The organism is Pseudomonas paraeruginosa (assembly GCF_003025345.2).
GTDB classification, from domain to species: domain Bacteria; phylum Pseudomonadota; class Gammaproteobacteria; order Pseudomonadales; family Pseudomonadaceae; genus Pseudomonas; species Pseudomonas paraeruginosa.
Genome location: NZ_CP020560.1, coordinates 3,539,021 through 3,563,846, shown reverse-complemented (window position 1 = coordinate 3,563,846; position 24,826 = coordinate 3,539,021). Strand labels below are relative to the sequence as shown.

The following is a 24,826-nucleotide window of genomic DNA, read 5'->3' as shown; positions in this document are numbered from 1 at the left end:
TAACCCTTAGAAGCTGTCAGTGGAGGTGAACAGGCCGACGCGAAGGCCTTCGGCACTGTAGATTTCGCGGCCATCGACGCTGACGGTGCCGTCGGCGATGGCCAGGACCAGCGAACGATTGATCGTGCGCTTGATATGAATGTTATACGTGACCTTCTTCGCTGTCGGCAGAACCTGACCGAAGAACTTCACTTCGCCCGACCCCAGGGCGCGACCGCGGCCCGGATTGCCCTGCCAACCCAGGTAGAAGCCGACCAACTGCCACATGGCGTCCAGGCCCAGGCAGCCGGGCATGACCGGATCGCCTTCGAAGTGGCAGGCGAAGAACCACAGGTCGGGGTTGATATCCAGCTCGGCGACCAGTTCGCCCTTGCCATACTTGCCGCCGACATCGCTGATGTGGACGATGCGATCGATCATCAGCATGTTGGGGGCGGGAAGTTGCGCGTTACCCGGGCCGAACAGCTCGCCGCGACTGCAGCGCAGCAGGTCTTCTCGGGTGAAGGCGTGTTGTTTGGTCATGCGAGCTCCTCAAAAATCCCTGAACTGCAGGGTTGTGGCGGTTCGTCCAGCGGCCGTCGCGCCGGGTTATTGTATCGGCGTCGGGGCGGCAGCCTAGTCATAGACTGTTGCGTTGCGGTGAAAGTCACAGTGTCCGGCGAACAGATGTTCACTTTATTCCCGCGTCCGCTTGCCGCCCTTGTCGCAGATCAGTCCGGCTCCGCCCCTCCGCTGGCGTTCGATGCCCTGGAGAGGTCCGGCTGCGAGCCGATCCAGCGTTGCAGTATGCGTTGCAATTCCGCCCGTTTGAATGGTTTGGCCAGGTAATCGTTCATTCCCGCCTGCAGGCAGTTCTCCCGGTCGCCCTGCAGGGCGTTGGCGGTCAACGCGATGATCGGTACCTGGCGGCCGTTTTCCTGGGCCCTGATCTCGCGCGTCGCCGCATAGCCATCCAGCACCGGCAGGCGGCAGTCCATCAGGATCGCGTCGTACTGCTGGCGTTCGGCGTGGCGCACCGCCTGGATGCCGTCGGCGACCAGGGTGACGCGATAGCCGAGGCTGCGCAACATGGCTTCTATGACTGTCTGATTCACCGGATTGTCCTCCACCAGGAGGATTTCCTGACCGGCGGCGACCGGGCTGGCGCCACCGCTGGCCTGCTGCGGGTGCGGCAGGGACTGCTGGAAGGGCAACGGGATCTCCAGGGTGAAGGTCGAGCCGCAGCCTTCCTTGCTTTGCGCCTGCAGGGTGCCGCCCATCCGCTCCGCCAGGGTCCGGGCGATGGCCAGGCCGAGGCCGGTGCCGCCGTAGCGGCGGGAGATCGAGGAGTCGGCCTGCTGGAACGCGTCGAACATGTGTTCCAGGCGTTCCGGCGAAATGCCGATGCCGCTGTCGTGCACCGCGCAGGTCAGCCACAGCACCTCGTGATCCAGAGCCTGCCATTCCAGACTGAGGTGGATGGAGCCTTCCTCGGTGAATTTCAGCGCATTGCCCAGCAGGTTCACCAGGATCTGTCGGATCCGGGTCGGGTCGCCGCGCACCTCCAGATGCTCCAGGCCGGCCTGGATCTGCAGCTCCAGGGCCAGGCCTCGTTGCTGGGCGCTGTGCTGGAACACCAGGGCCGAGCCCTGCACCAGTTCCAGCAGGTTGAAGGGGATGCATTCCAGTTCCAGGGCGCCGCGTTCGATACGGGAAAAATCGAGGATGTCGTTGATGACCTTCAGCAGATGCTCGGTGGACTCGGTGGCCAGCGCGGTGTATTCCGCCTGTTCGCGGGTCTGCTCGGTGGTTTCCAGCAGTTGCAGCATGCCCAGCACGCCGTTCATCGGGGTGCGCAGTTCATGGCTCATCATCGCCAGGAAGTCGGATTTCGCCCGGTTCGCCTGCTCCGCCTCCTCGCGGGCGCTGATCAACTGGCCGATCGCCTGCTCCTGCTCCCGGCTGGCGCGGTCCAGCCCGCTGGCGAGGTTGTTGATGTGGCGCGCCAGGTCGCCGATCTCGCCGTCGTCGAGGATCGGCAGGCTGGTCTTGTAGTCGCCGCTCTGGATCGCCTCCACCGCCTGGCCCATGGTGCTGATCGGCGCCGACAGACGCTGCGCCAGGCGACGGGCGACGAGGAAGGTGAGGATCAGGGCGAAGGCGGCGAGCAGGCCGGCCTTGAGAAGGATTTCCTGCTGGCGCTGGCTGAAGGCGTCGTTGGACATCCCGACCACCACCCGGCCCAGGTAGTCCTCGCCCGGCAGGCCGTCACCGTCGTTGGCGCTGTCCAGCAGCGGATCGCTGGCCAGGGCGATGCGCTGGCGCTGGATGGTCGAATGGAAGATGTCGATCGGCGCGGCGTTCTGCAGTGCGCCGGGCAACTGCTCGACATACACGAGGATGTTGTCGTTGCGGTCGCGCACCTCGATGAAGCGCACGTGCGGGGTGTCGAGGGTAGCCTGCAGGAGCTTCTGCAGGACCGGTGTGTTGCCGGCGATCACGCCGTACTCGGCGGCAGGCGCCAGCTGGTCGGCGATCAACTGGCCGGTATGGGTCAGTTCCTGGCGCAGGTCCTGCAGGCGCGAGTAGGTGAAGTAGGCGGTGAGCAACAGGGTCAGCAGCAGTGCCGGCCCCAGGCTGATCGCCAGCATGCGGGTACGGATGTCCCAGCCGTGGCGCTGGCTCATGGTTCTTCTCCTTCGGCGAGGCGCCGGCCCAGTTCGGCGTCGCTGGCCAGATCGATGCCCAGGGAGCGGGCGACCTGCCGATTGCCGAGCACCTTGAAGTGCCCGGGGTAGAGGCTGGGAGGCCAGCGTCGGGGGGGCTGGCCGAGCAGTTCGTCGAGGGTGTCCAGCCAGTCCTCCTGGTCGCTGTAGCTGCTCGCCAGGCTGCCGGCCTTGACGAACGCGGCCGTGGGGCCGAGCAGCGCGCGATTCTTGGCATAGCTGCCGAGCAGCAGGCTCTTGATGCTCTGCGAGTTGTACAGCTGTTTGTCGTCGATGCCGAGCAGCAGGTCACTATTGCCGAGGAGGAACTGCAGCGGGCGAGGGTCGTCGTTGCCGCTGCTGCTGGCGACGAACAGTTGCAGGCCCTGGCTGCGCGCCTCGCGCCTGAGCTCTTCGAGAAGAAACTCGCTGTCCTTGCCGTAGAGCACGCCGATGCGCTGTATGCCCGGCAGGATCAGGCGCGCCAGGCGCAGCTGGCGCGCCGCCGGCGGATCGCTCCAGAGTACGCAGAGGCCCTCCACGCTGTGCCCGCGACGGTCGTTGGCTGCGGGCAGCAGGCGTTGGCCGTCGACCCGGCTGAGCAGCAAGGCCAGGGTCGGCGGCGCCTGCCGCTGGCGCAGGCGCCAGGCCAGCGCTTCCGGGCCGAGCAGGAGCAGGCGGGTGTCGCTGGCGAAGGTGCTGCCGTCCGGCAAGGCGGCCGGCGTGCGCAGTTCGACCCGGTCCTGCGGCCGGCGCTGCGCCAGGGCGTCGCGAAAGGCGCCCAGCGCGGCACCCTGGTTGGCGCTGACGAGGATCAGCTGTGCCGCCTCGCTGGCGTGGGTGAAAGCGCAGAGCAGGAGCACGAGCAGAATCGAGAGCAGCCGGCGGGGATGACGGAGGCGCCGCATCTAGAACGTCACCTCGGCGCTGAAATAGAGCAGGTGGCGGCTGTCGTAGCGGTTGTCGGGGAGGGTCAGCGGTTCGTCGTCGAGGCGCTGCTGCAGCACTCCGGACAGTTCCAGGGCAGCCTTGCCCAGGGGGATGCGCTTGGCCAGGCGCAGGTCGATGCGTTCGAAGCGGTGACCGTTCAACGAGTCGTCGCCGTAGTAGAAAAGGGCGCTGGACCAGCCCCGTCCCCAATCGCGCATCCAGCCGGCAGAGCCGCCGTGGCGTGCGGTCAGGCGTCGGTCGTAGCGGCTGGTGGCGTCGTAGTCGAGGTAGGCATAGGTGGCGCGCAGGCGGTCGCGCAGGCCCAGGCGCCAGTCCAGCTGGCCTTCGGCGCCGGCGAAGCGGATGCGGTCGCCGTTGTCCGGGCTGAAGTCGACCACGCTCAGCGGATCGCTGATGAGACCGGTGATCTCCTCGTGGAACAGGCGTACGTCCACGGCCACCCCGGCTTCGCGGAAGAAGCCGTTGTAGCCCAGCTCCCGCGAGCGGGTATGCTCCTTGCCCAGGTCGCCGGGGCCGTGCGCACTGGCGAAATAGTAGGCTTCGCTCTGTCCGTAGGGGGCGGGGGTCAGGTGGCGGACCCGGTAGCGCCAGTCGACGTCGTTCTCGTACATCCCCGGCGAACGCACCGCCTCCGAGTACACCGCGCGCAGGCTGTGCTGCGGGTTGATCAGGTAGTTGACGGCCAGCCTGGGGCTGAACGAGCTGCCGGAGCCCTGGACGTCCTCGAGCATGCCGCCGCCCTGCAGCAGCCAGTGCTCGCCGGCGTGCCACTCGACCTGACTGAACAGGCGCCAGATCTGGCTGCTGACCTTGCCGCCATAAAAGGTCTCGGAGCGCGCCTGGTCGTAGCGGTAGCTCAGGCCGTTGAGCAGGCGCAGGTTGTCGCCGAGGCTGAGGGTGTCCTGCAGCTCCAGGTCATAGCGGCTCTCGCGGATGTTCCGGTCGACGCGGCCGCAGACCGGTTGCAGACCGCCACTGTTCAACTGCTCGAGGACTTTCGTCGCCAGTCGCTGCTCCTCGGCGCTGCCGGGCGGCAGTCGCGAGGGGTCGTCGCCGAACTGCCGCAGGTAGCCCGGATTCAGTTCCCAGAGCCGGGCCAGTTCGGGGCTGAAGGCGATGGCCGCCTCGCAGGCGTTCCACTCCTGCTGGCGTTCCCAGTGCTGCGCGTAGCCTTGTATATAGAAGCTGTGGCGCGGGTCGAGATCGACGTTCCAGCGCAGCGAGCCGGCGTAGTCGTGGGCCAGGGTGTCGGAGTTGTCGACGTTGTCGGGAACCCGGGGGAACGGCGAGTGGTAGGCATAGGGATGCTGGTTCGAACCTTCCTTGGCCGCCAGTTGCCACTCCAGGCTCTGGTTCGGTGCCAGGCTGTGGCTGGCGTTGAGGTTGAAGCGGCTGAGCCGGCGGCCGTCGCGCAGGGACTGGCCGTCGTGGGCGTGATCGAAGCCGTCGTCTTCCTGGCCGGACAGCGACAGGCGGAAATCGCTGTCCTCCAGGGCGATGCTCTGGCTGGCGTACCAGTCGCGGATGCCGCGCTGGCCGGCGGTGTACTTCAGGCGCGTGCCGGGCGACTCGCCGGGCGCGCGGGTGATGATGTTGATCACTCCCATCAGCGCGTTGGCGCCGTAGCTGACGGTGTTCGGCCCGCGGAACACCTCGATCCGCTCGATATCCTCCAGCGCCACCGGCAAGTCGCTCCAGTCGACGCTGGCCAGGCCCGGACGGTACACCGAGCGGCCGTCGATCAAAACCTGCAGGCGGCGGGCGCCGGACATGCTGGTACCGTGGTAGTTGACCGTCGGCTGGTTGCCCGACAGGTAGCCGACCATCATGCCCGGCACCAGGCGCATCAGCTCCGGGATGTCGCGGGCGCCGCTGGCGACGATCAGCTCGCGGTCGAGCACGCTGATGCTGCCGGGTACTTCCGCCGGGGACTGTTTCAGCCGCGTCGCGGTCAATACTTCGGGAACGCCGCTGGGGTCGTTGAACAGGTCGGCGGCCAGCGCCTTGCCGCCGAACAGCAAGGCGACCAGGGTCAGGGGAACGGGAGCACGCGAAGCGATGGGCACGGAACGACCTTGTTCTCGGTAGGTATTGTCGGCCCGGGCATGGTAAACGAGGCGCGGGCTTTTGCCAGCGCCGGCGTCAAGACTGGTCGGCTGGCTGGCCGACCGTATAATGGCGTGATTGCCGCGTGGCGGCCAGAAATGGATGAATCATGACAGAGCAGCAACCGATTGCCGTGCTCGGCGGCGGCAGTTTCGGCACCGCCATCGCCAACCTGCTGGCCGAGAACGGCCAGGCCGTGCGCCAGTGGATGCGCGACCCGGAGCAGGCCGAGGCGATCCGCAGCCGGCGCGAGAATCCGCGGTACCTGAAAGGGGTCAAGGTGCATCCCGGCGTGGAGCCGGTGACCGACCTGGAACGCACCCTGGCCGACTGCCAGCTGATCTTCGTCGCCTTGCCTTCCAGTGCCTTGCGCAAAGTCCTGCAGCCACATCAGCTGGCGCTGACGGACAAACTGCTGGTGAGCCTGACCAAAGGCATCGAGGCGCACACCTTCAAGCTGATGAGCGAGATTCTCGAGGAAATCGCCCCGCAGGCGCGGATCGGGGTGATATCCGGGCCGAACCTGGCGCGCGAGATCGCCGAGCACGAGCTGACCGCCACGGTGGTCGCCAGCGAGGACGACGAGCTCTGTGCCCGCGTGCAGGCGGCCCTGCACGGCCGCACCTTCCGCGTCTACGCCAGCCGCGACCGTTTCGGCGTCGAGCTGGGCGGCGCGTTGAAGAACGTCTACGCGATCATGGCCGGCCTGGCCGCGGCGATGGACATGGGCGAGAACACCCGCAGCATGCTGATCACCCGCGCCCTGGCGGAAATGACCCGGTTCGCCGTCAAGCTCGGCGCCAACCCGATGACCTTCCTCGGCCTGGCCGGCGTCGGCGACCTGATCGTCACCTGTTCCTCGCCGAAGAGCCGCAACTATCAGGTCGGCCACGCCCTCGGCGAGGGGCTCAGTCTGGAGCAGGCGGTATCGCGCCTGGGCGAGACTGCCGAAGGGGTGAACACGCTCAGGGTTCTCAAGGAAAAGTCCGACGAGATGCAGGTGTACATGCCGCTGGTCGCCGGTCTCCATGCGATCCTCTTCGAGGGGCGCACCCTGGCGCAGGTCATCCAGCTGCTGATGCGCGGCGAGCCGAAGACCGACGTCGACTTCATTCCCACCACCGGCTTCTGACGAGGAGACCGCCATGTCCGCAGATCCGCAAGCGCGCGAGTCCATCGCCATCCGCATCCTCTGGATGCTGCTGTTCGTCCTGATCTGGCAGGTCGCCGAACTGCTCCTCGGGGCTGTGGTAGTGATCCAGCTGGTCTATCGCCTGATCTACGGCGCACCCAACGGCAGCCTGATGGCCTTCGGCGACAGCCTCAGCCAGTACCTGGCGCAGATCGGCCGTTTCGGTACCTTCCATAGCGACGAGAAGCCCTGGCCGTTCGCCGACTGGCCGGCCGCGCACCCGGCCGAAGGCGAGGCCGCCCATAGCGTGCCGCCCGCAGCCCATCCGGCGCGTGACGAAGAGCCGAAACTGTGAGGCTCTGGCTGCTGCGCCATGGCGAGGCCGAGCCGCACGCCAGCCGCGATGCCGAGCGGCGGCTCACCGCCCAGGGACGCAAGGAGGTGCTGCAGAGCGCCGCGCGGCTGGCCGGCGTGGCGCTCGACGGGATCCTCGCCAGCCCCTATGTGCGCGCCCAGCAGACCGCCGAGCTGGTGCGCGAGGCGCTGGGCCTGGTCGAACCGGCGGGCACCGCGCCCTGGCTGACTCCCGACGACGATCCGCGCGAGGTGCTCGGTTTCCTCGACGAGCGCAGCGAGCGCAATCTCCTGCTGGTCAGCCACCAGCCCCTGGTCGGGGCGCTGGGCGGCCTGCTGGTGCATGGCAACCGGCGCGACCCGTTGCCGATGAGCACCGCCTCGCTGGCCGAGCTGGAAGGCGACTTCGCCGCCGCCGGGCTGATGAGCCTGGTCTCGCTGCATCACCCGCGGCACGGCTAGGAAGCGCCTGGCGCAACGACTACAAACCGAAACATTTCCCGGCTTGCCTACGGTTGGCTGTGATGGAATATTCGACCAAGCAAGTGCTTGGTCGATCTCCCAGAACAACAACAACGGAGGCGGTACGTGGTCACTGCAAATCGTCTGCCGCTCGAAGTCTTCTTCGAGCGCGAAAAGCGTCACCCGCAACGGCGTTACCTGGTGCAGCCCATCGGCGGCGGCCGGGTCGAGGAGCTGAGCTGGGGCGAAGTGGGCGACCAGGCGCGGCGTGCAGCCGCCTGGTTGCGCAGCCTGGATCTCCCCGCCGGGAGCCGTATCGCGATCATCTCGAAGAACTGCGCGCACTGGATCGTCACCGATCTGGCGATCTGGATGGCCGGTCACGTTTCCGTCCCTCTCTATCCCAATCTCACCGCCGAGTCGGCGCGCCAGGTGCTGGAGCATTCCGAGTCGGCGGTGGTCTTCGTCGGCAAGCTCGACGACTGGCCGGCGATGGCGCCCGGGATCCCGAGGGCATACCGACCGTGGCCATGCCGTTGCACCCGGAGGGGCGTTTCGATCGCCAGTGGAGCGACCTGCAGGCCTGCGCGCCGCTCGAAGGCGACACGCCGACCGCCGCCGACCAGCTCGCCACCCTGATCTACACCTCCGGTACCACCGGCGTGCCCAAGGGGGTGATGCACAACTTCAGCAGCTTCGCCTTCGCCGCCAGCCGCGGCGTGGAGCTGTTCGGCACGCGCGAAGACGACCGCATGCTCTCGTACCTGCCGCTGTGCCATGTGGCGGAACGGATGTTCGTCGAGATGGGCTCGCTCTACGGCGGTACCACGGTATTCTTCGCCGACAGCCTGGATACCTTCCTCGAGGACATGAAGCGTGCGCGGCCGACCTTGCTGTTCGGCGTGCCGCGCATCTGGACCAAGTTCCAGATGGGGGTGTATTCGAAGATGCCGGCGCAGAAGCTCGACCGCCTGCTGAAGCTGCCGATCCTCGGCCGCATCGTCGGCCGCAAGGTGCTCGCCGGGCTGGGGCTGGATGCGGTGCGCTATGCGCTGTGCGGCGCGGCTCCGGTACCCGAGGCACTGCTGCTCTGGTATCGCCGCCTGGGCCTGGACGTGCTCGAGGTCTACGGGATGACCGAGAACAGCGGCTACTCCCATGTCTGCCGGCCCGGCAGGCAGAAGACCGGCTGGATCGGCCAGAACAGCCCCGGCGTCGAGGTGCGCATCAGCGACGAGGGCGAGGTGCAGGTGCGCAGCGGCGCGACCATGGTCGGCTACTACAAGGAACCGGAAAAGACCGCCGAAGTGCTCACCGCCGATGGCTTCCTGCGCACCGGCGACAAGGGCGAGCAGGACGCAGAGGGCAACCTGCGCCTGACCGGGCGGATGAAGGAAATCTTCAAGACCAGCAAGGGCAAGTACGTGGCGCCGGCGCCGATCGAGAACCGCCTGGCGGTGCATGACCGTATCGAGCAGGTCTGCGTGGTCGGCGAGGGACTCAGCGCGCCGCTGGGGCTTTGCGTGCTTTCCGAGGTCGGCCGGCGCGAGGCCCTCAACGGCACCCGCGGGGTCCTGGAAAACAGCCTGCGGGCGCACCTGGAACAGGTCAACGGCGCGCTGGACAAGCACGAGCGGCTGGTCGGCCTGGTACTGGTCAAGGAAACCTGGGCGGTGGACAACGGTTTCCTCACGCCGACCTTGAAGATCAAGCGCAATATGGTGGAAGGTGCCTATGGCTCGCGCTTCCACGAATGGGTGGAACGCCGCGAGGCCGTGCTCTGGCACGAATGACTCCCACCGACGGGAAGCCCCTCCGGGCTTCCCCCTTGCGCAAGGAATTCCCATGAGCCTCTGGCGACAAACGCCCGACCTGGAGCAACTGAACGCCTCGCAGAAGAACAGCATCGGCGACCTGCTCGGCATCCGCTTCGAAGCCTTCGACGACGAGTCGCTGACCGCCAGCATGCCGGTCGACTCGCGTACCCACCAGCCGTTCGGCCTGCTGCATGGCGGCGCCTCGGTGGTCCTCGCGGAAAGCCTGGGCTCGATGGCCAGCTACCTGTGCGTCGACACCAGCCAGTACTATTGCGTCGGCCTGGAAGTGAACGCCAACCACCTGCGCGGCCTGCGCAGCGGCCGGGTCACCGCGGTGGCCAGGGCGATCCACCTGGGGCGTACCACCCATGTCTGGGACATCCGCCTCAGTGGCGACGACGGCAAACCGAGCTGCATCGCCCGCCTGACCATGGCGGTGGTGCCGCTGGCGGGCAGGGCGGGCTGAGCGCGGTCCGCAATTTTATCCAAGATCGTTCCGTCCCGTTGGCGGTAGAGTAGCGGGATGGAGCAGATCACCCATCTCAGCAGCGGGATTCCCGGCGTACGCCTGATCGACGCCGTGCACAACCGCTTTTCCTTTCCCCGGCACTTCCACCTGGAGTACCACATCGGCTTGCTGCTGCAGGGCCGGCATCGCTATGTCGCCGGCGGCGAACGGCGCCTGGCCGGGGCCGGCGATGCCTTGCTGATGGCGCCGGAAAGCATCCACGACGGCAGCAGCGCCGGCGAGGAAGGCTATCGGATTCGCGTCCTGGCGCTCGATGCCGACTGGCTGGAGCGCGCCGGCCGCGACTTCAGCGACGGCCGCCGCGGCGCGCCGCGCCTGACCGGCAGCCTGGTTCGCGACGAGCGCCTGCAGCAGCGCCTGCGCCAGCTGCACCTGGGCATGCTCGGCGGAGCGGCGGCGCTGGAGAACCGCCTGGCCCTGGAAGAACATCTCTGGCAGGCGCTGGCCTGCCTGCTCAGCCTGGGCAGCAGCCTGCACGTGGAGGAGGGCGACCGGGAAGGATTCGGCCGGCGCGATTGGAGGCGGCTGCGCGAATGGCTCGAGTCGCGCCTGGAATACCCGCCGAGCCTGGAGGAACTGGCCGCTTTCTGCGGATTGAGTCCGTGGCAGGCGCTGCGGCGCTTCCGCCGACATTGCGGCCTGCCGCCCCACCAGTGGCTGACCCAGTTGCGCCTGGAGCGCGCCTTGCCGCTGGTGCTGCGCGGCGAGCAGCCGCTGAGCCAGGTGGCCCAGCAGTTCGGTTTCTACGACCAGGCGCACTTCAGTCGTCTGTTCCGCCGTACCTACGGTTTGCCGCCAGCCCGTCTGCGCCAGCGCTGAGCCGCCATTTCCCTTGATCCAATTCCTTTTCGCGGAGTAGCCATGCAGGAACTGTCTGTCTTGCTGACCCTGGCGGCGGTGTTCGCCGTGGCCCTGTTCAGCCCCGGCCCGGATGTCGCCCTGGTGGTACGCACCTCGCTGCACCAGGGACGGCGCGCCGGCCTGGCCAGTGCCCTGGGGCTGGCGTGCGGGATCCTCCTGCATACCACCCTGGTGCTGACCGGCGTGTCGCTGCTGCTCAGCCGCACGCCAGTGCTGTTCGCCGCCCTGCAGGCGGTTGGCGCGTTGTACCTGGCCTGGCTCGGCGTCGGCGCCCTGCGCGCCTGGTGGCGACGTGGCGAGGGCCGGCCGGGCCGGCTCGACGGGGCGTTGCCGCCATCGCCCCTGGGGCCCTGGCTGCGCGGGGTGGCGACCAATCTGTTCAACCCCAAGGCGCTGGTGTTCTTCATCGCCTTGCTCGGCAGCCTGATTCCGCCGCAGATGTCGCTGGGCGGCAAGCTGGGAGTGGCGGCGCTGCTGTTCGGCATGGGCGCCTGCTGGTTCGGCCTGCTCAGCCTGACTCTCACCCGGCCGGGCCTGCAGGCCCGCCTGCTGCGCGCGGTGCCCTGGCTGGACGGCGCCTGTGGAGTGGTGTTCCTGCTGGTGGCGTTGGCGATCGTCGAGCACCTCGTCCGCTCTGCCTGAGGGTTTGGCCGCTTCGCCGTGTGTGGCAGCCGGCAAAGCCATTGCCGCCCCGGCGAGGCTGCCGGAGAATCCCAGGCAACAGCCCTGTCGAGACGTCGCGCATGTCGCAATCGGTTTTCTTCGCCCACGCCAATGGCTTCCCTTCGGCCACCTACGCCAAGCTGTTCGAGGCCCTGGCCCCGGAGTACCGGGTGGATCACCTGGAGATGCACGGGCACGACCCGCGCTTCCCGGTGAACGACAACTGGGACAACCTGGTGGACGAGCTGCTGCATCATCTCGCCAGCCTGGAACAGCCGGTCTGGGGCGTCGGCCATTCCCTCGGCGGCGTGCTGCACTACCACGCGGCGCTGCGCCGGCCGGAGTTCTATCGTGGCGTGGTGATGCTCGATTCGCCGGTGCTGACCCTCGCCGACCGCCTGGTGATCCGCGCCGCCAAGCGTTTCGGCTTCATCGACCGGATCACTCCGGCCGGACGCACCCTGGGGCGCCGCGAGGCGTTCCCGGACCTGGAGGAGGCGCGGGCGTACTTCTCCGGCAAGACGCTGTTCCGCCGTTTCGACCCGGATTGCCTGGAGGCCTATGTGCGCCATGGCCTGGCCGACGGCGGTGGCGGTTCCGGCCTGCGCCTGCGCTTCGACCCGGCCACCGAGATCAGCATCTACCGCAGCGTGCCGCACAGCAGCCCGGGGCGTCCGCGCCAGTTGCAGGTGCCGCTGGCGATGGTGCGCGGGCGGCACAGCAAGGTGGTGTTGCCGCACCACACCCGGCTGATCCGGGCGATGCCGCGCGGCGAGTTCATGTCGCTGCCCGGCGGCCACATGTTCCCGCTGGAGCGTCCGCGGGAGACCGCCGACCTGTTGCGGGGCGTGTTCGAGCGCTGGTCGCGGCTGGCCGAGGAGCGTTCGGCATGAGCCTGCAGGTCGAGGAAGTCCGCATCAGCCTGCCGCACATCGAACTGGCCGCGCACCTGTTCGGTCCGCCGGATGGCAGGCCGGTGATCGCCCTGCATGGCTGGCTGGACAACGCCATGAGCTTCTCGCGCCTGGCGCCGAAGCTCGCCGGCCTGCGTATCGTCGCCCTGGACTTCGCCGGCCACGGGCATTCCGCGCATCGCGCCGAGGGCGCCAGCTACCTGCTCTGGGACTATGCCCTGGACGTGCTGATGGTGGCCGAGCAACTGGGCTGGGAGCGTTTCTCCCTGCTGGGACACTCGATGGGCGCGATCGTCTCGGTGCTGCTCGCCGGCGCCCTGCCCGAGCGCGTCGAGCGCCTGGCGCTGATCGACGGGCTGATTCCCTACACCGGCGAAGCCGACAAGGCGCCGCAGAAACTCGGCGAAGCGCTGAAGGCGCAGCTGGCCCTGCGCCACAAGCGCAAGCCGGTCTATGCCGAACTGGAAAAAGCCGTGGAAGCGCGGATGCGCGGGGTTGGCGAGATATCCCGGGAGGCCGCCGAGCTGCTCGCCCAGCGTGGCCTGGAGCCGGTGCCTGGCGGCTATACCTGGCGCACCGATGCGCGCCTGACCCTACCGTCGCCGCTGCGCCTGACCCAGGCCCATGCGCTGAACTTCGTGCGCAGCGTGGAATGCCCGGTCAGCCTGGTGCTGGCCGAGCAGGGCATGCTGGCGGTGGAGCCGCGCATGCGCGCGCTGCTGGAAACCCTGCCGTTCGAGCGGCACCACCTGCCCGGCGGGCATCACCTGCACCTCGATGACGAAGCCGGGGCCCAGGCGGTGGCCGAGGTCTTCGCGAAGTTCTTCGCCCGCTGAAACACCGGCTTGCCGTTGTTTCCTTGACTATTCCGGGTCCAGCCGTAAGGCTGGACGGATCGCTACGGAGAGTCACCCCATGATCGATCTCTACACCGCCGCCACGCCGAACGGCCACAAGGTATCCATCGCCCTGGAGGAAATGGGCCTGCCCTACACGGTGCACGCGCTGTCGTTCGACAGGAAGGAGCAGAAGGCTCCGGAATTCCTCAGGATCAACCCCAACGGCCGGATCCCGGCCATCGTCGACCGCAGCAACGACGACTTCGCCGTCTTCGAGTCGGGCGCGATCCTCATCTACCTCGCCGAGAAGACCGGCCAGCTGATGCCCACCGACGTCAAGGGCCGCTCGCGGGTGATCCAGTGGCTGATGTTCCAGATGGGCGGGGTCGGTCCGATGCAGGGACAGGCCAACGTATTCTTCCGCTATTTCCCGGAGAAGCTGCAGGGCGCCATCGATCGCTACCAGCATGAGACCCGGCGCCTCTACGAGGTCCTCGACGGGCGCCTGGGCGAGGCCGAGTTCCTCGCTGGCGACTACAGCATCGCCGACATCGCCACCTATCCCTGGGTGCGCATCCACGACTGGTCCGGCGTCGCCGTCGACGGCCTGGACAATCTGCAGCGCTGGATCGCCGCCCTCGAGGCGCGTCCCGCGATGCAGCGCGGACTGCTGGTGCCGCGGCGGGAGAAGGAGGGCGACGACGCCATCCGTACCGCCCAGTCGATGCTGACCCGTTGAGGGCCGGTATGCGAGGGTTCCTGTTGCTTTCCCTGGGGGCGTTGAGCCTGCCGGCGCTGGCCGCCGACGTGCCCGACAGCCATGACCTGGACGTGCTGCCGCGTTTCCCGCGTGCCGAGATCGTCGACTTCCGCCAGGCGCCAAGCGAGGAGCGGGTCTACCCGCTCGGCGCGATCAGCCGCATCAGCGGGCGCCTGCGCATGGAGGGCGAGGTGCGCGCCGAAGGCGAGCTGACCGCGCTGACCTACCGCCTGCCGCCCGAGCACAGCAGCCAGGAGGCGTTCGCCGCGGCGCGCACCGCGCTGCTCAAGGCCGACGCCACGCCGCTGTTCTGGTGCGAGCGGCGCGACTGCGGCTCCAGCAGCCTGCTGGCCAACGCGGTGTTCGGCAATGCCAAGCTGTACGGCCCGGACGAGCAGCAGGCCTACCTGCTGGTGCGCCTGGCGGCGCCGCGGGAGAACAGCCTGGTGGCGGTCTACTCGATCACCCGTGGCAATCGCCGCGCCTACCTGCAGGCCGAGGAACTGGAAGCGGCCGCGCCGCTGGGCGAACTGCAGCCGAGCCCGTCGACCCTGCTGCGCCTGCTCAAGGCCAATGGCGAGCTGACCCTCAGCCACGTGCCGGCCGAGCCCGCCGGTTCCTGGCTGGACCTGCTGGTGCGAACCCTGCGCCTGGACACCGGGGTGCGCGTCGAGTTGTCCGGCAGGCATGCCCAGGAGTGGCGCGACGCCCTGCGTGACCAGGGCGTGCTGAACAGCCGCATGGAACTGGGCCAGTCGGAGACCGACGGCCTGCACCTGAACTGGCTGCGCTGATCGACTCGCCCGGGCGCGCGGCCCGGGCGGCTTCGCCAGGGTTGTCGACCTGTTCCCCTGGAGGGGTAGACTGCCTGTCCCGCGCCCCATGCTTCGGCTGGAAACGGCGCACGCCGAGCGCTGTCTATCGGTGTATTCCCCCTCTTAGGAAGGCTTGCCTTGATGTTCGATAACGATCGGCTGTTGCTCCGCGTGCTGCTGTTCGGCCTGCTCGCTGCCAGTCTCTGGGTGCTGGCGCCATTCTGGTCGGCATTGTTCTGGGCCGCGGTACTGGCCTTCGCCAGTTGGCCGCTGATGCGCATGCTCACGCGCCTGCTCGGTGGCCGCGAGTCGCTGGCGGCGGGGCTGCTGACCCTGGGCTGGATCGTCCTGGTGGCGTTGCCGCTGGTCTGGCTCGGCTTCGGGCTGGCGGACAACGTCCGCTCGCTGATGGAGCTGCTGAAGAACCTCCAGGTGGAAGGCCTGCCGCCGCCGCCTTCGTGGATGGCCGGGGTGCCGCTGGTCGGCGACCGCCTGATCGGCTGGTGGGATTCCATCGACCAGCAGGGCGTGGCGTTCTTCTATGTACTCAAGCCCTACGTCGGCGAGGTCGGCAACTGGCTGCTGGCGCGCAGCGCGAAGATCGGCGGCGGGATCCTGGAGCTGGTGCTCAGTCTGGTGCTGATCTTCTTCTTCTACCGCGACGGGCCGCGCCTGGAGTCCATCGTCCACCGTGCCCTGGAGCGACTGATCGGCAACCGCGCGGAGCATTATCGCGACCTTGTCGCCGGCACCGTGCAGCGGGTGGTCAACGGGGTGATCGGCACCGCCGCGGCGCAGGCGCTGCTGGCCTGGATCGGCTTCACGATCGCCGGCGTGCCGGGGGCCATGCTGCTCGGCCTGCTGACCTTCGTCTTCAGCCTGCTGATGGTCCCGCCGCTGGTCTGGGGTCCGGCCACCGCCTGGTTGTTCTTCCAGGGCGACTACGGCCACGGGATATTCCTCGGCCTGTGGGGCTTCTTCATCATCAGCGGGGTGGACAACATCCTCAAGCCCTACCTGATCAGCCGTGGCGGCAACCTGCCGCTGGTGGTGGTGCTGCTCGGGGTATTCGGCGGGCTGCTGGCGTTCGGCTTCATGGGCCTGTTCCTCGGTCCGATCCTGCTGGCGGTGGCCTACAACCTGGTCAGCGACTGGATCGCCAGCACGCCACGACCGCCCGGCGATGGGCGCGGTCCGGATGCCTGATTGACGAAGGAGAGGAAGCCCCGCGATGCGGGGCTTTTTGCATCTGCGGGGCTACAGGTGTTCGCTGCGGGCTCCCACGTACTGGCTGCGACCGGCGCCGAGGCCGAACAGGGTGGCGGCGATGGCGACGCCAACGAAGATGTAGCCGACCGCGTTCCAGCCGCCGCTCAGGTCGTGGACCACGCCGACCATGAACGGTCCCATGGCCGCCAGGGTGTAGCCGACGCCCTGGGCCATGCCCGACAGGTGCGAGGCGACGTGGGCGTCGCGCGAGCGCAGGACGATCAGCGCCAGGGCGATGCTGAAGGTGCCGCCCTGGCCGAGGCCGAGCAGCAGCGCCCAGCACCAGATGGTCTGCAGCGGCGCATAGAGGAAGCCGAGCAGGCCGGCCAGGGTGGTGGCCATCACCAGGACCACCGCCAGGCGCTGGTCCTTGGCGCGGGCGGCCAGCCAGGGCGCGAGCAGGGCGGTGATCAGTTGCAGCATCACCGAGCCGGACAGCACCAGGCCGGCTTCCACCGGGGTCAGGCCGCGGTCGATCAGGATCGACGGCAGCCAGCCGAAGACGATGTAGGCCAGGGACGATTGCAGGCCCATGTACAGCGTGACCTGCCAGGCCAGCGGGTCGCGCCACAAACCGACGACACGGAAGGCCTGGCGGTGGGCGTGCCGGCCCTGGCGGGTCTGCGGCAGCCAGAACGCGGCGGCGAGGATCGCCGGCAGCGACCAGAACGCCAGCGCCAGTTCCCAGTTGCCGAAGAGCTTCTCCAGCGGCGCGGTGGCGCCAGCGGCCAGCGCCGCGCCGAGGCACAGGGCCATGGTGTAGACCCCGGTCATCACTCCGGCCTGGCGCGGGAAGTCACGCTTGACGATGCCCGGCAGGAGCACGCCGATGATGCCGATGCTGGCGCCGGCCAGGACGCTGCCGGCGAACAGGCCGAACACCGGGAACAGGCTGCGCAGGACGATGCCGCCGGCCAGGCAGAAGAGAATCAGCAGTACGCTGCGCTCGGCTCCGATATGGCGGGCCAGGCGCGGCGCCAGCGGCGCGAACAGGCCCAGGCAGAGCACCGGCGCGGTGGTCAGCAGGCCGGCGGCGGCTGCCGACAGGCCGGTGTCGTCGCGCACCTGGTTGAGCAGCGGGGCGAGACTGGACAGCGCCGGCCGCAGGTTCAGCGCGACCAGCACCAGGCCCAGCAGGAGCAGCCAGGGGCGCAGCGGCGGCGCCGGCGGGGCTGGTTCGTCGTCGACTTCGGCATCGATCAGCAATTCTTCCGGAGGATGGCCGGGGTGCGCTCCCGGCCGGGCATTCAAGGCGTGAGTCATGGGTATGTCCCGGGTTCAGATCAGCAGTGCGCGGTTGGCCGCGGCGGCAGCGTCCGGGTCTCCGCGTTCTATGGCGTCGAGCAGTCGCTGGTGCAGCTCGAAGCAGGGCTGGGCCCTTTGTGGGTCGGCCATGGTGCGTTCCAGCGAGGTCCGGATGACCTGCGAGAAGTAGCGATAGAGTTCGCTGAGCACCGGATTGTGGGCAGCGTCGACCATCCGCTGGTGGAACCGGATGTCGTGCTCGATGTAGTCCTGCAGGTCGTCGCTGCCGTGGCGCTGGCGCGAAGCGTCGAGATGTTCGCGCAAAGCGGCCAGGTCGCTATCGTCGCGGCGCGTGGCAGCCAGGCGCGCCGCTTCGATCTCGATCATCCCGCGCGCTTCCAGGGCGTGCTGCACCGCGCTGCGCGCCAGCACCAGCATGGTTTCCAGCGGATCGGCGCAGGCACGCACATAGGTGCCGTCGCCCTGGCGGACTTCCAGCACGCCGGAGAAGGTCAGCACGCGCACCGCTTCGCGCACGGTGTTGCGGCTCATGCCGAGCAGTTCGGCGAGCTCCGGCTCCGCTGGCAGGCGCTGGCCGAGCGGCCAGTGGCCGGCATCGATGCGCTGGCGGATCTGCTCCAGGGCGATATCGACCAGGGAGCGCTTGAGGGGAATGTTCACGGAAGAAACATCCAATCATCGGATGAATTTGCGCGCAGGATACCTCGGCGCCTGCAAGCCCGAAAAGCGTCGCTTGAGAAAAAAGCGCTGGCCTGGCGGCCGGTCGCATAGCGCTGCGCCGCCAGCTCGCCGATGCGTCAGCCTACGATGGCGGTTTCCCCGGCACGCAGGGACATGCCCAGTTGCGCTCGCCGGCGCAGCCAGGGACTGGGGCGGTAGCGGGGGTCGCCGGTGAGCGCCTGCAGGCGCTGGAGAATGCTCAGCAGGCGCCGCGGGTCGAGACGGTCGCCCCATTCCAGCGGGCCGTGGGGATAGCCGAGACCGAGGTGCACCGCCTGGTCGATGTCTTCGACACTGGCAATACCTTGCTGGGCGATATCGCAGGCGAGGTTGACGATCATCGCCAGGACCCGCTGGACGACGAAGCCGGGACTGTCGCGCAGCACCGTGACCCCGACGCCGTCGCTGGCCAGCAGGGCGTGGGCGGCGTCGCGCATGGCCGGGGCGGTCAGTGGCGAAAGCATCAGGCAGCGCCGGCGCTCGAGATCGCAGAGCAGGTCGATGCCGACGCTGCGCTCGGCCGGACAGGCGAAGCGCTGCACGGCGCTGCTCAGGTCCTCGCCCCAGGCGGCCAACAGGCAGAGCGCTGCGGCGGAAGGACGCTCGCCGGTTTCCGGTTCGGCGCCGAGGCGGCGCAGCAGTTCGGCGAGCGTACGGCGGTCGGCCTCGCTTTCGCAGCCCAGCCACACCGGAGGCAGGGCGGCGACCCTCGGCACCGGCTGCGGGCCGGGCTTGTCCTGCGGCTGGCCATCGACGTAGCGATAGAAGCCCTGGCCGCTCTTGCGCCCGAGATGGCCGGCGGCGAGCAGCTGGCGGGTCAGCGGGTGCGGGCGGTAGCGCGGTTCCTGGTAGTACTGCTGGTAGATCGACTCCATTACCGGGTGCGACACGTCGAGGCCGGTGAGATCGAGCAGTTCGAACGGCCCCATGCGGAAGCCGGCGCCCTCGCGCAGCACGCGGTCGATCTCGGCGCACTCCGCGACGCCTTCGCCGAGGATGCGCAGGGCCTCGGTGCCATAGGCGCGGCCGGCGTGGTTGACGATGAAGCCGGGGGTATCCTTGGCCCGCACGCCACGGTGACCCAGGCGCGTGGCGAGGGCGAGCAGGGCGTCGCCGACTTCCGGTGCGCCGGCCAGGCCGTCGACCACCTCGACCACCCGCATCAGCGGCACGGGGTTGAAGAAGTGCAGGCCGGCGACCCGTTGCGGCCGCTCGCAGGCGGCGGCGATGGCGGTGATCGACAGCGACGAGGTGTTGCTGGCGAGAATGGTCTCCGGCGCGACTATGGCTTCCAGCCGGCGCAGCAGGTCCTGCTTGGCCTCCAGGCGCTCGATGATGGCCTCCACCACCAGTTCGCAGTCGGCCAGTTGTTCCAGGCGTTCCGCCACCCGCAACCGGTCTTGCGCGGCCTCGGCGTCGGCGGCGCCCAGCTTGCCTTTGCCGCACAGGCTCTGGAAGGTCTGCCGCAGGCGCTGGCGGGCTTCGGCGGCGGCCTCGGCGCGGCTGTCGAACAGCCACACGGTCAGGCCGGCCTGGGCGGCGATCTGGGCGATCCCGGTGCCCATCGCACCGGTACCGACCACGGCGATACAGCGAATATCGGGCATCGTCTATTTCCCCTGGTAGTTCGGCGGGCGTTTCTCCAGGAAGGCCTGCATGCCTTCCTTCTGGTCCTGTGAGTCGAACAGCAGCTGGAACGCCTTGCGTTCCAGGGCCAGTGCACTGTCCAGCGGCAGGTCGGCGCCGGCCAGGACCACTTCCTTGATCTGCGCCAGCGCCAGGGGCGGCAGGCGGGCGATCTCCGTGGCCAGTTCCAGGGCGCGCGGCAGCGTCGACTCGTCCGCCACCACTTCGCTGACCAAGCCCATGGCCAGCGCTTGCGGAGCCTTCACCAGGCAGCCGGTGAACAGCATGCGCAGCGCCTGGAACTTGCCCACCGCCCGGACCAGGCGCTGGGTACCACCGGCGCCGGGCATCACTCCGACCTTGATCTCCGGTTGGGCGAACTGCGCCGATTCGCCGGCGACGATCAGGTCGCAATGCATCGCCAGCTCGCAGCCGCCGCCCAGGGCGAAGCCGTTGACCGCGGCGATCACCGGTTTCGGGCAGCGCGCGATGGCTTCCCAGTAGCGCTCGCTGTGGCCGCTGTACAGGCCGATCGCCGTGCGCGTGGAAAGATCGCGGAGGTCGGCGCCAGCGGCGAAGCAGCCTGGGTCGCCGGTGAGCACGATGACGCGGATCGCCGGGTCCGCGCCAAGCGTCTGGAAGTGGGCGGCGAGATGCTGGCGCATTTCGTCGTTCAATGCGTTCCTGGCTTGCGGACGATTGAGACGAAGCAGGGCGATATCGGCTGCGGGAAATTCGAGCAGGACCACGGACGAAGGATCGGCGAACATGGAAGCTCCGGAAGAAGAATGTTTCGCTATGCGAAATATGGTTTCATGATTTATCGAAAATAATCAGCGGCAGCCGTGGCGTTGTAAACACCCTCGTCGATCATGAGGCGATGAAGCGGTGCAATTCGCTGTTTTTGAAGAGTTTTATCTTACTTGTTGAACGTTGATCGGTTCTTCCACTAGTTTCGCTATGCGAAACTCAATTTTGTTTTATTGATTTTTTGAAAGAGAGATCCCTACTATGCGCGGCAACGACGAGCGCCGGAGTCCGGCCGAAGGAACGGAGGCGTCCGCCTTCGAGCGTGTGCTGATCGACCCGATGCAGGAGGAAGACGAGGAACTCAAGGACCGCCAGTTCGTCACCGCACTGGCCCGGGGGCTGGAGTTGCTGCGCTGTTTCACGCCGCGGGAAAGCCTGTTGGGCAACCAGGAGTTGGCGAGGAAGACCGGACTGCCGAAGCCGACGGTGTCGCGTCTGACCCACACCCTGACCCGGCTGGGCTACCTGCGTCACTTGCCGCAGAGCGGCAAATACCAGCTGGAGGCGGGGGTGATGTCGTTCGGCTACGCGATGCTGTCGAACCTGTCGATTCGCGCGGTCGCCCGTCCGCTGATGGAGGAGATGGCCGGCTACGCCAAGGCGGCGGTGGCGATGGCGGCCCGCGACCGGCTGAGCATGGTCTACCTCGACGTGGTGCACGGCGAGGCCAACCTGACCATGCGCCGGCAGGTCGGCAGCCATCTCTCGCTGTACCGCAGCGCCATCGGCCGGGCCTGCCTGGCGGCGCTGCCGGAGGACGAGCGGGAGTTTCTCCTCGGGCATATCCGCAAGCGCCACCCGGACGACTGGCCGGAGGTGCGCAAGGGGCTGGAGCGGGCGTTCCGCGACTACGCCGACTACGGTTTCTGCCTCTCGCTCGGCGAATGGCAGCGCGACGTCAATGCGGTGGGCGTGGCCTTGCGCCATGAGAGCCATGGGTTGCTGGCGTTCAACTGCGGCGGGCCGAGTTTCCACCTCAAGCGCGAGAAGCTGGAGGACGACATCGGCCCGCGCCTGCTGCACATGGTGCACAACATCGAGGCCGCCACCCGCTGACCGAGGCCGGTGACGGAATCATGGCAACCGGCCTGCGGGCCTGAAGGAGTGAGCATGATTCGTGATCCGGAAACCCTGAACCTGCTGCTGGACAGCATCCGCCAGTTCGTCCGCGAGAACCTGGTGCCGCACGAGCAGGAGGTGGCGGAAACCGACCGCATCCCCGAGGCGATCATCGCCCGCATGCGCGAGATGGGCCTGTTCGGCCTGTCGATCCCCGAGGCCTACGGCGGCCTCGGGGTGACCATGGAGGAAGAGGTGCGCATCGCCTTCGAACTGGGGCGGACCTCGCCGGCGTTCCGTTCGCTGCTGGGCACCAACAACGGCATCGGCTCCCAGGGCATCGTCATCGACGGCACCGAGGAACAGAAGCGGCGCTACCTGCCGCGCCTGGCGTCGGGCGAACTGCTCAGTTCGTTCTGCCTCACCGAACCGGACTCCGGTTCCGACGCCGCCTCGCTGAAGACCACGGCACTGCGCGACGGCGAGCACTATGTGCTCAACGGCACCAAGCGCTTCATCACCAACGCCCCGCAGGCCGGCATCTACACCGTGATGGCGCGCACCGACCCGGCGATCCGTGGCGCCGGCGGGATCTCCGCCTTCGTCGTCGAGCGCGGTACGCCCGGGCTGTCTCTGGGCAAGCCGGATCGCAAGATGGGACAGAAGGGCGCGCATACCTGTGACGTGATCTTCGACGACTGCCGGGTGCCGGCCAGCCAGTTGATCGGCGGGGTCGAGGGGATCGGCTTCAAGACCGCGATGAAGGTGCTCGACAAGGGCCGCCTGCACATCGCCGCGGTCTGCGTGGGGGTCGCCGAGCGGATGCTCGAGGATGCGTTGCGCTATGCCCTGGAGCGCAAGCAGTTCGGCCAGCCGATCGCCGAGTTCCAGCTGATCCAGGCGATGCTCGCCGACAGCAAGGCCGAAGCCTATGCGGCGCGCTGCATGGTCATCGACGCCGCGCGGCAGCGCGACGAGGGCCGCGATGTCGGTACCGAGGCGTCCTGCGCCAAGCTGTTCGCCTCGGAAATGTGCGGCCGGGTCGCCGACCGCGCGGTGCAGATCTTCGGCGGCGCCGGCTATATCGGCGACTACGGGATCGAGCGCTTCTACCGCGACGTGCGACTGTTCCGCATCTACGAAGGCACCACGCAGATCCAGCAACTGCTGATCGCCCGCAACATGATTCGCGCCGCCCAGGGCTAGCGCCGAGCCTTCGCCTTGCCGGCCGTGGCGCAGTCCCGGCCGGCTCCGGCTCCCCGGCGCCGGCCGTGCGCCACTCTTTACGCTTTCTTTATGCCGTCCGGCGTGGCCCGGAATCGCTTCTTTACGCCCCCTTTGCGGAGACTTTCCCTCAAGCGGCAGAGGCCGCTCGAAGGAGAGATCGCACACATGACCGTTCTGGATTGGTTGTCCCTGGCACTGGCCGCGGGACTGTTCGTCTATTTGCTGGTGGCGCTGCTACGCGCCGACCGTGCCTAGGGGAGGGCACATGAACAGCCACGAGATTCTCTTGATCCTGGCCTTCTTCGCCCTGGTCCTGGTGCCCGCACCGTTCCTCGGGCGCTATTGCTTCAAGGTGATGGAAGGCCAGCGCAATCTCCTCAGCGCGCCGCTGGCGCCACTGGAGCGCGCCTGCTATCGCCTGTTCGGCGTCGATCCGGCGAGCGAGCAGGACTGGAAGACCTACACCCTGGCGCTGCTGGCATTCAACCTGGCCGGCCTGGTCCTGCTGTTCGCGATCCTCGTGCTGCAGGGCAGCCTGCCGCTGAACCCGCAGCACCTTCCCGGCCTGGAGTGGACCCTGGCGTTCAACACCGCGGTCAGCTTCGTCACCAACACCAACTGGCAGGCCTACAGCGGCGAGGCTTCGCTGAGCTACTTCAGCCAGATGCTCGGCCTCACGGTGCAGAACTTCGTCAGCGCGGCGGTCGGTCTCTGCGTGCTGGTGGCCCTGGCGCGCGGCATCAGCCGCCGCTCCACACGACAGCTGGGCAACTTCTGGGTCGACCTGACCCGCGCCACCCTCTACGTGCTGCTGCCGCTGTGCCTGCCGCTGGCGCTGCTGCTGGTCTGGCAGGGCGTGCCGCAGACCTTCTTCGACTATGTCCACGCCACCACCTTGCAAGGCGCCGAGCAGACCATCCCGCTCGGCCCGGCGGCCAGCCAGATTGCCATCAAGCAGCTGGGCACCAACGGCGGCGGCTTCTTCGGCGTCAACTCGACCCATCCGTTCGAGAACCCGAGCGCCTGGAGCAACCTGTTCGAAGTGGCCTCGATCATCCTGATCCCGGCGGCGCTGGTATTCACCTTCGGCCATTACGTGAAGGACCTGCGCCAGAGCCGCGCGATCCTCGGCTGCATGCTGCTGCTGTTCTGCCTCGGCCTGGGCCTGTCGCTGTGGGCCGAATACCAGCCGAACCCGGCGCTGGCGCAGTTGCCGGTCGAACAGGGCGCACCGATGGAGGGCAAGGAGAGTCGCTTCGGCACCGCCGCCAGCATGCTCTGGGCGATCACCACCACCGCTGCCTCGAACGGCTCGGTGAACGCCATGCACGACAGCCTGAGCCCGCTGGGCGGCATGCTGCCGCTGCTGAACATGATGCTCGGCGAGGTGATCTTCGGCGGCGTCGGCGCCGGCCTCTACGGCATGCTGCTGTTCGTCCTCATCGCGGTGTTCCTCGCCGGCCTGATGGTCGGGCGGACGCCGGAGTACCTGGGCAAGAAGCTCGAGGCGAAGGAGGTCCGCCTGCTGGTCTTCACCCTGCTGGTGATGCCGGTCGGCGTGCTGGTGCTCGGCGCCATCGCCGCCAGCCTGCCGGGACCGGCCTCGGCGGTGACCAACCCCGGCCCGCACGGCTTCAGCCAACTGCTCTACGCCTATACCTCGGGGACCGCCAACAACGGCTCGGCGTTCGCCGGCTTCGGCGCCAACACGCCGTTCCACAACCTGATGATCGGCCTGGCCATGCTCATCGGCCGCTTCGGCTACATCCTGCCGATCCTCGCCATCGCCGGCAGCCTGGCGGCGAAGAAGGCCAGCCCGGTGGGGCCGAACAGCTTCCCGACCCACGGCCCGCTGTTCGTCAGCCTGCTCACCGTGACCATCCTGCTGGTCGGTGGCCTGACCTTCCTGCCGACCCTGGCCCTCGGCCCGATCGCTGAACAACTGAGCCTCGGCTTCTGAAG

Annotated in this window: 23 protein-coding genes and 1 pseudogene; 16 read left to right on the top strand and 8 right to left on the bottom strand. The window is 68.0% G+C overall.

Annotated features, from left to right (window positions below; all coding sequences use genetic code 11):
- Positions 1-6 precede the first annotated feature (6 nt).
- From fabA to B7D75_RS16795, 4 genes are all read right to left on the bottom strand, one after another.
- Complete coding sequence (fabA, locus tag B7D75_RS16810; RefSeq protein ID WP_003087475.1) at positions 7-522, bottom strand: 3-hydroxyacyl-[acyl-carrier-protein] dehydratase FabA; 516 nt, start codon at positions 520-522, stop codon at positions 7-9.
- A 188-nt stretch (positions 523-710) separates the two neighbouring features.
- Positions 711-2,666, bottom strand: a complete 1,956-nt coding sequence (locus B7D75_RS16805; protein ID WP_043103979.1) for an ATP-binding protein — start codon at positions 2,664-2,666, stop codon at positions 711-713.
- Positions 2,663-3,592, bottom strand: coding sequence for a hypothetical protein (locus B7D75_RS16800; protein WP_058163411.1), 930 nt, complete (start codon positions 3,590-3,592; stop codon positions 2,663-2,665). Before B7D75_RS16800 ends, B7D75_RS16805 begins: the two co-directional genes overlap by 4 nt.
- Positions 3,593-5,701: a TonB-dependent receptor plug domain-containing protein gene (locus B7D75_RS16795; protein WP_012076276.1), complete on the bottom strand. Its 2,109-nt coding sequence runs from the start codon at positions 5,699-5,701 to the stop codon at positions 3,593-3,595.
- 149 nt (positions 5,702-5,850) lie between these two features.
- Here B7D75_RS16795 and B7D75_RS16790 point away from each other — a divergent pair, with 149 nt between their 5' ends.
- The 12 genes and pseudogenes from B7D75_RS16790 (at position 5,851) to B7D75_RS16735 (ending at position 16,093) form a co-directional block, all read left to right on the top strand.
- Positions 5,851-6,873 carry an NAD(P)H-dependent glycerol-3-phosphate dehydrogenase gene (locus tag B7D75_RS16790; protein ID WP_012076274.1) on the top strand — a complete coding sequence of 341 codons (1,023 nt, stop codon included), beginning with the start codon at positions 5,851-5,853 and terminating at the stop codon, positions 6,871-6,873.
- A 13-nt stretch (positions 6,874-6,886) separates the two neighbouring features.
- Entirely contained in the window at positions 6,887-7,228 is a 342-nt protein-coding gene (locus B7D75_RS16785; RefSeq protein WP_043103977.1) for a DUF4389 domain-containing protein, read from the top strand.
- Positions 7,225-7,689, top strand: coding sequence for a phosphohistidine phosphatase SixA (gene sixA, locus B7D75_RS16780; protein WP_107114242.1), 465 nt, complete (start codon positions 7,225-7,227; stop codon positions 7,687-7,689). Before B7D75_RS16785 ends, sixA begins: the two co-directional genes overlap by 4 nt.
- Before the next feature lie 126 nt (positions 7,690-7,815).
- Positions 7,816-9,482 (top strand): annotated as a pseudogene (locus B7D75_RS16775) (AMP-binding protein).
- A gap of 52 nt (positions 9,483-9,534) precedes the next feature.
- Positions 9,535-9,972 carry a hotdog fold thioesterase gene (locus B7D75_RS16770; protein ID WP_003087490.1) on the top strand — a complete coding sequence of 146 codons (438 nt, stop codon included), beginning with the start codon at positions 9,535-9,537 and terminating at the stop codon, positions 9,970-9,972.
- A gap of 57 nt (positions 9,973-10,029) precedes the next feature.
- Positions 10,030-10,854 carry an AraC family transcriptional regulator gene (locus tag B7D75_RS16765; RefSeq protein ID WP_043103973.1) on the top strand — a complete coding sequence of 275 codons (825 nt, stop codon included), beginning with the start codon at positions 10,030-10,032 and terminating at the stop codon, positions 10,852-10,854.
- A gap of 42 nt (positions 10,855-10,896) precedes the next feature.
- On the top strand, positions 10,897-11,538 hold the full coding sequence (locus B7D75_RS16760; protein WP_012076271.1) for a LysE family translocator: 642 nt from the start codon (positions 10,897-10,899) through the stop codon (positions 11,536-11,538).
- Between the two features lie 101 nt (positions 11,539-11,639).
- Positions 11,640-12,452: an alpha/beta fold hydrolase gene (locus B7D75_RS16755; RefSeq protein ID WP_034078793.1), complete on the top strand. Its 813-nt coding sequence runs from the start codon at positions 11,640-11,642 to the stop codon at positions 12,450-12,452.
- Positions 12,449-13,309 carry an alpha/beta fold hydrolase gene (locus B7D75_RS16750; RefSeq protein WP_012076270.1) on the top strand — a complete coding sequence of 287 codons (861 nt, stop codon included), beginning with the start codon at positions 12,449-12,451 and terminating at the stop codon, positions 13,307-13,309. The genes B7D75_RS16755 and B7D75_RS16750 overlap by 4 nt, the downstream gene beginning before the upstream one ends.
- Positions 13,310-13,388: 79 nt before the next feature.
- The gene (locus tag B7D75_RS16745; protein WP_107114241.1) at positions 13,389-14,051 is read left to right on the top strand and encodes a glutathione S-transferase family protein; all 663 of its coding nucleotides are present in this window, start codon (positions 13,389-13,391) and stop codon (positions 14,049-14,051) included.
- An 8-nt stretch (positions 14,052-14,059) separates the two neighbouring features.
- A complete protein-coding gene (locus tag B7D75_RS16740; RefSeq protein WP_043103971.1) occupies positions 14,060-14,866 on the top strand; it encodes a DUF4892 domain-containing protein in 807 nt (268 codons plus the stop codon).
- 162 nt (positions 14,867-15,028) lie between these two features.
- Positions 15,029-16,093 (top strand): AI-2E family transporter, encoded by a 1,065-nt coding sequence (locus B7D75_RS16735; protein ID WP_107114240.1) that lies wholly within the window; start codon positions 15,029-15,031, stop codon positions 16,091-16,093.
- A 51-nt stretch (positions 16,094-16,144) separates the two neighbouring features.
- Here B7D75_RS16735 and B7D75_RS16730 read toward each other — a convergent pair whose 3' ends face one another.
- From B7D75_RS16730 to B7D75_RS16715, 4 genes are all read right to left on the bottom strand, one after another.
- Complete coding sequence (locus B7D75_RS16730; protein WP_012076267.1) at positions 16,145-17,419, bottom strand: CynX/NimT family MFS transporter; 1,275 nt, start codon at positions 17,417-17,419, stop codon at positions 16,145-16,147.
- 15 nt (positions 17,420-17,434) lie between these two features.
- Positions 17,435-18,082, bottom strand: a complete 648-nt coding sequence (locus tag B7D75_RS16725; protein WP_107114239.1) for a FadR/GntR family transcriptional regulator — start codon at positions 18,080-18,082, stop codon at positions 17,435-17,437.
- A 137-nt stretch (positions 18,083-18,219) separates the two neighbouring features.
- Entirely contained in the window at positions 18,220-19,749 is a 1,530-nt protein-coding gene (locus tag B7D75_RS16720; RefSeq protein ID WP_034078796.1) for a 3-hydroxyacyl-CoA dehydrogenase, read from the bottom strand.
- A gap of 3 nt (positions 19,750-19,752) precedes the next feature.
- Entirely contained in the window at positions 19,753-20,538 is a 786-nt protein-coding gene (locus tag B7D75_RS16715) for an enoyl-CoA hydratase (protein ID WP_107114238.1), read from the bottom strand.
- 241 nt (positions 20,539-20,779) lie between these two features.
- Between B7D75_RS16715 and B7D75_RS16710 the strand changes: the two genes are divergently transcribed.
- The 4 genes from B7D75_RS16710 (at position 20,780) to kdpA (ending at position 24,824) form a co-directional block, all read left to right on the top strand.
- Positions 20,780-21,634, top strand: coding sequence for an IclR family transcriptional regulator (locus B7D75_RS16710; protein ID WP_043103969.1), 855 nt, complete (start codon positions 20,780-20,782; stop codon positions 21,632-21,634).
- Between the two features lie 54 nt (positions 21,635-21,688).
- Positions 21,689-22,843: an acyl-CoA dehydrogenase family protein gene (locus B7D75_RS16705; protein WP_107114237.1), complete on the top strand. Its 1,155-nt coding sequence runs from the start codon at positions 21,689-21,691 to the stop codon at positions 22,841-22,843.
- Positions 22,844-23,029: 186 nt separating this feature from the next.
- Positions 23,030-23,119, top strand: a complete 90-nt coding sequence (locus B7D75_RS16700) for a K(+)-transporting ATPase subunit F (RefSeq protein ID WP_003154964.1) — start codon at positions 23,030-23,032, stop codon at positions 23,117-23,119.
- 10 nt (positions 23,120-23,129) lie between these two features.
- On the top strand, positions 23,130-24,824 hold the full coding sequence (kdpA, locus tag B7D75_RS16695) for a potassium-transporting ATPase subunit KdpA (protein WP_033998610.1): 1,695 nt from the start codon (positions 23,130-23,132) through the stop codon (positions 24,822-24,824).
- The last annotated feature ends 2 nt before the right edge of the window (positions 24,825-24,826 follow it).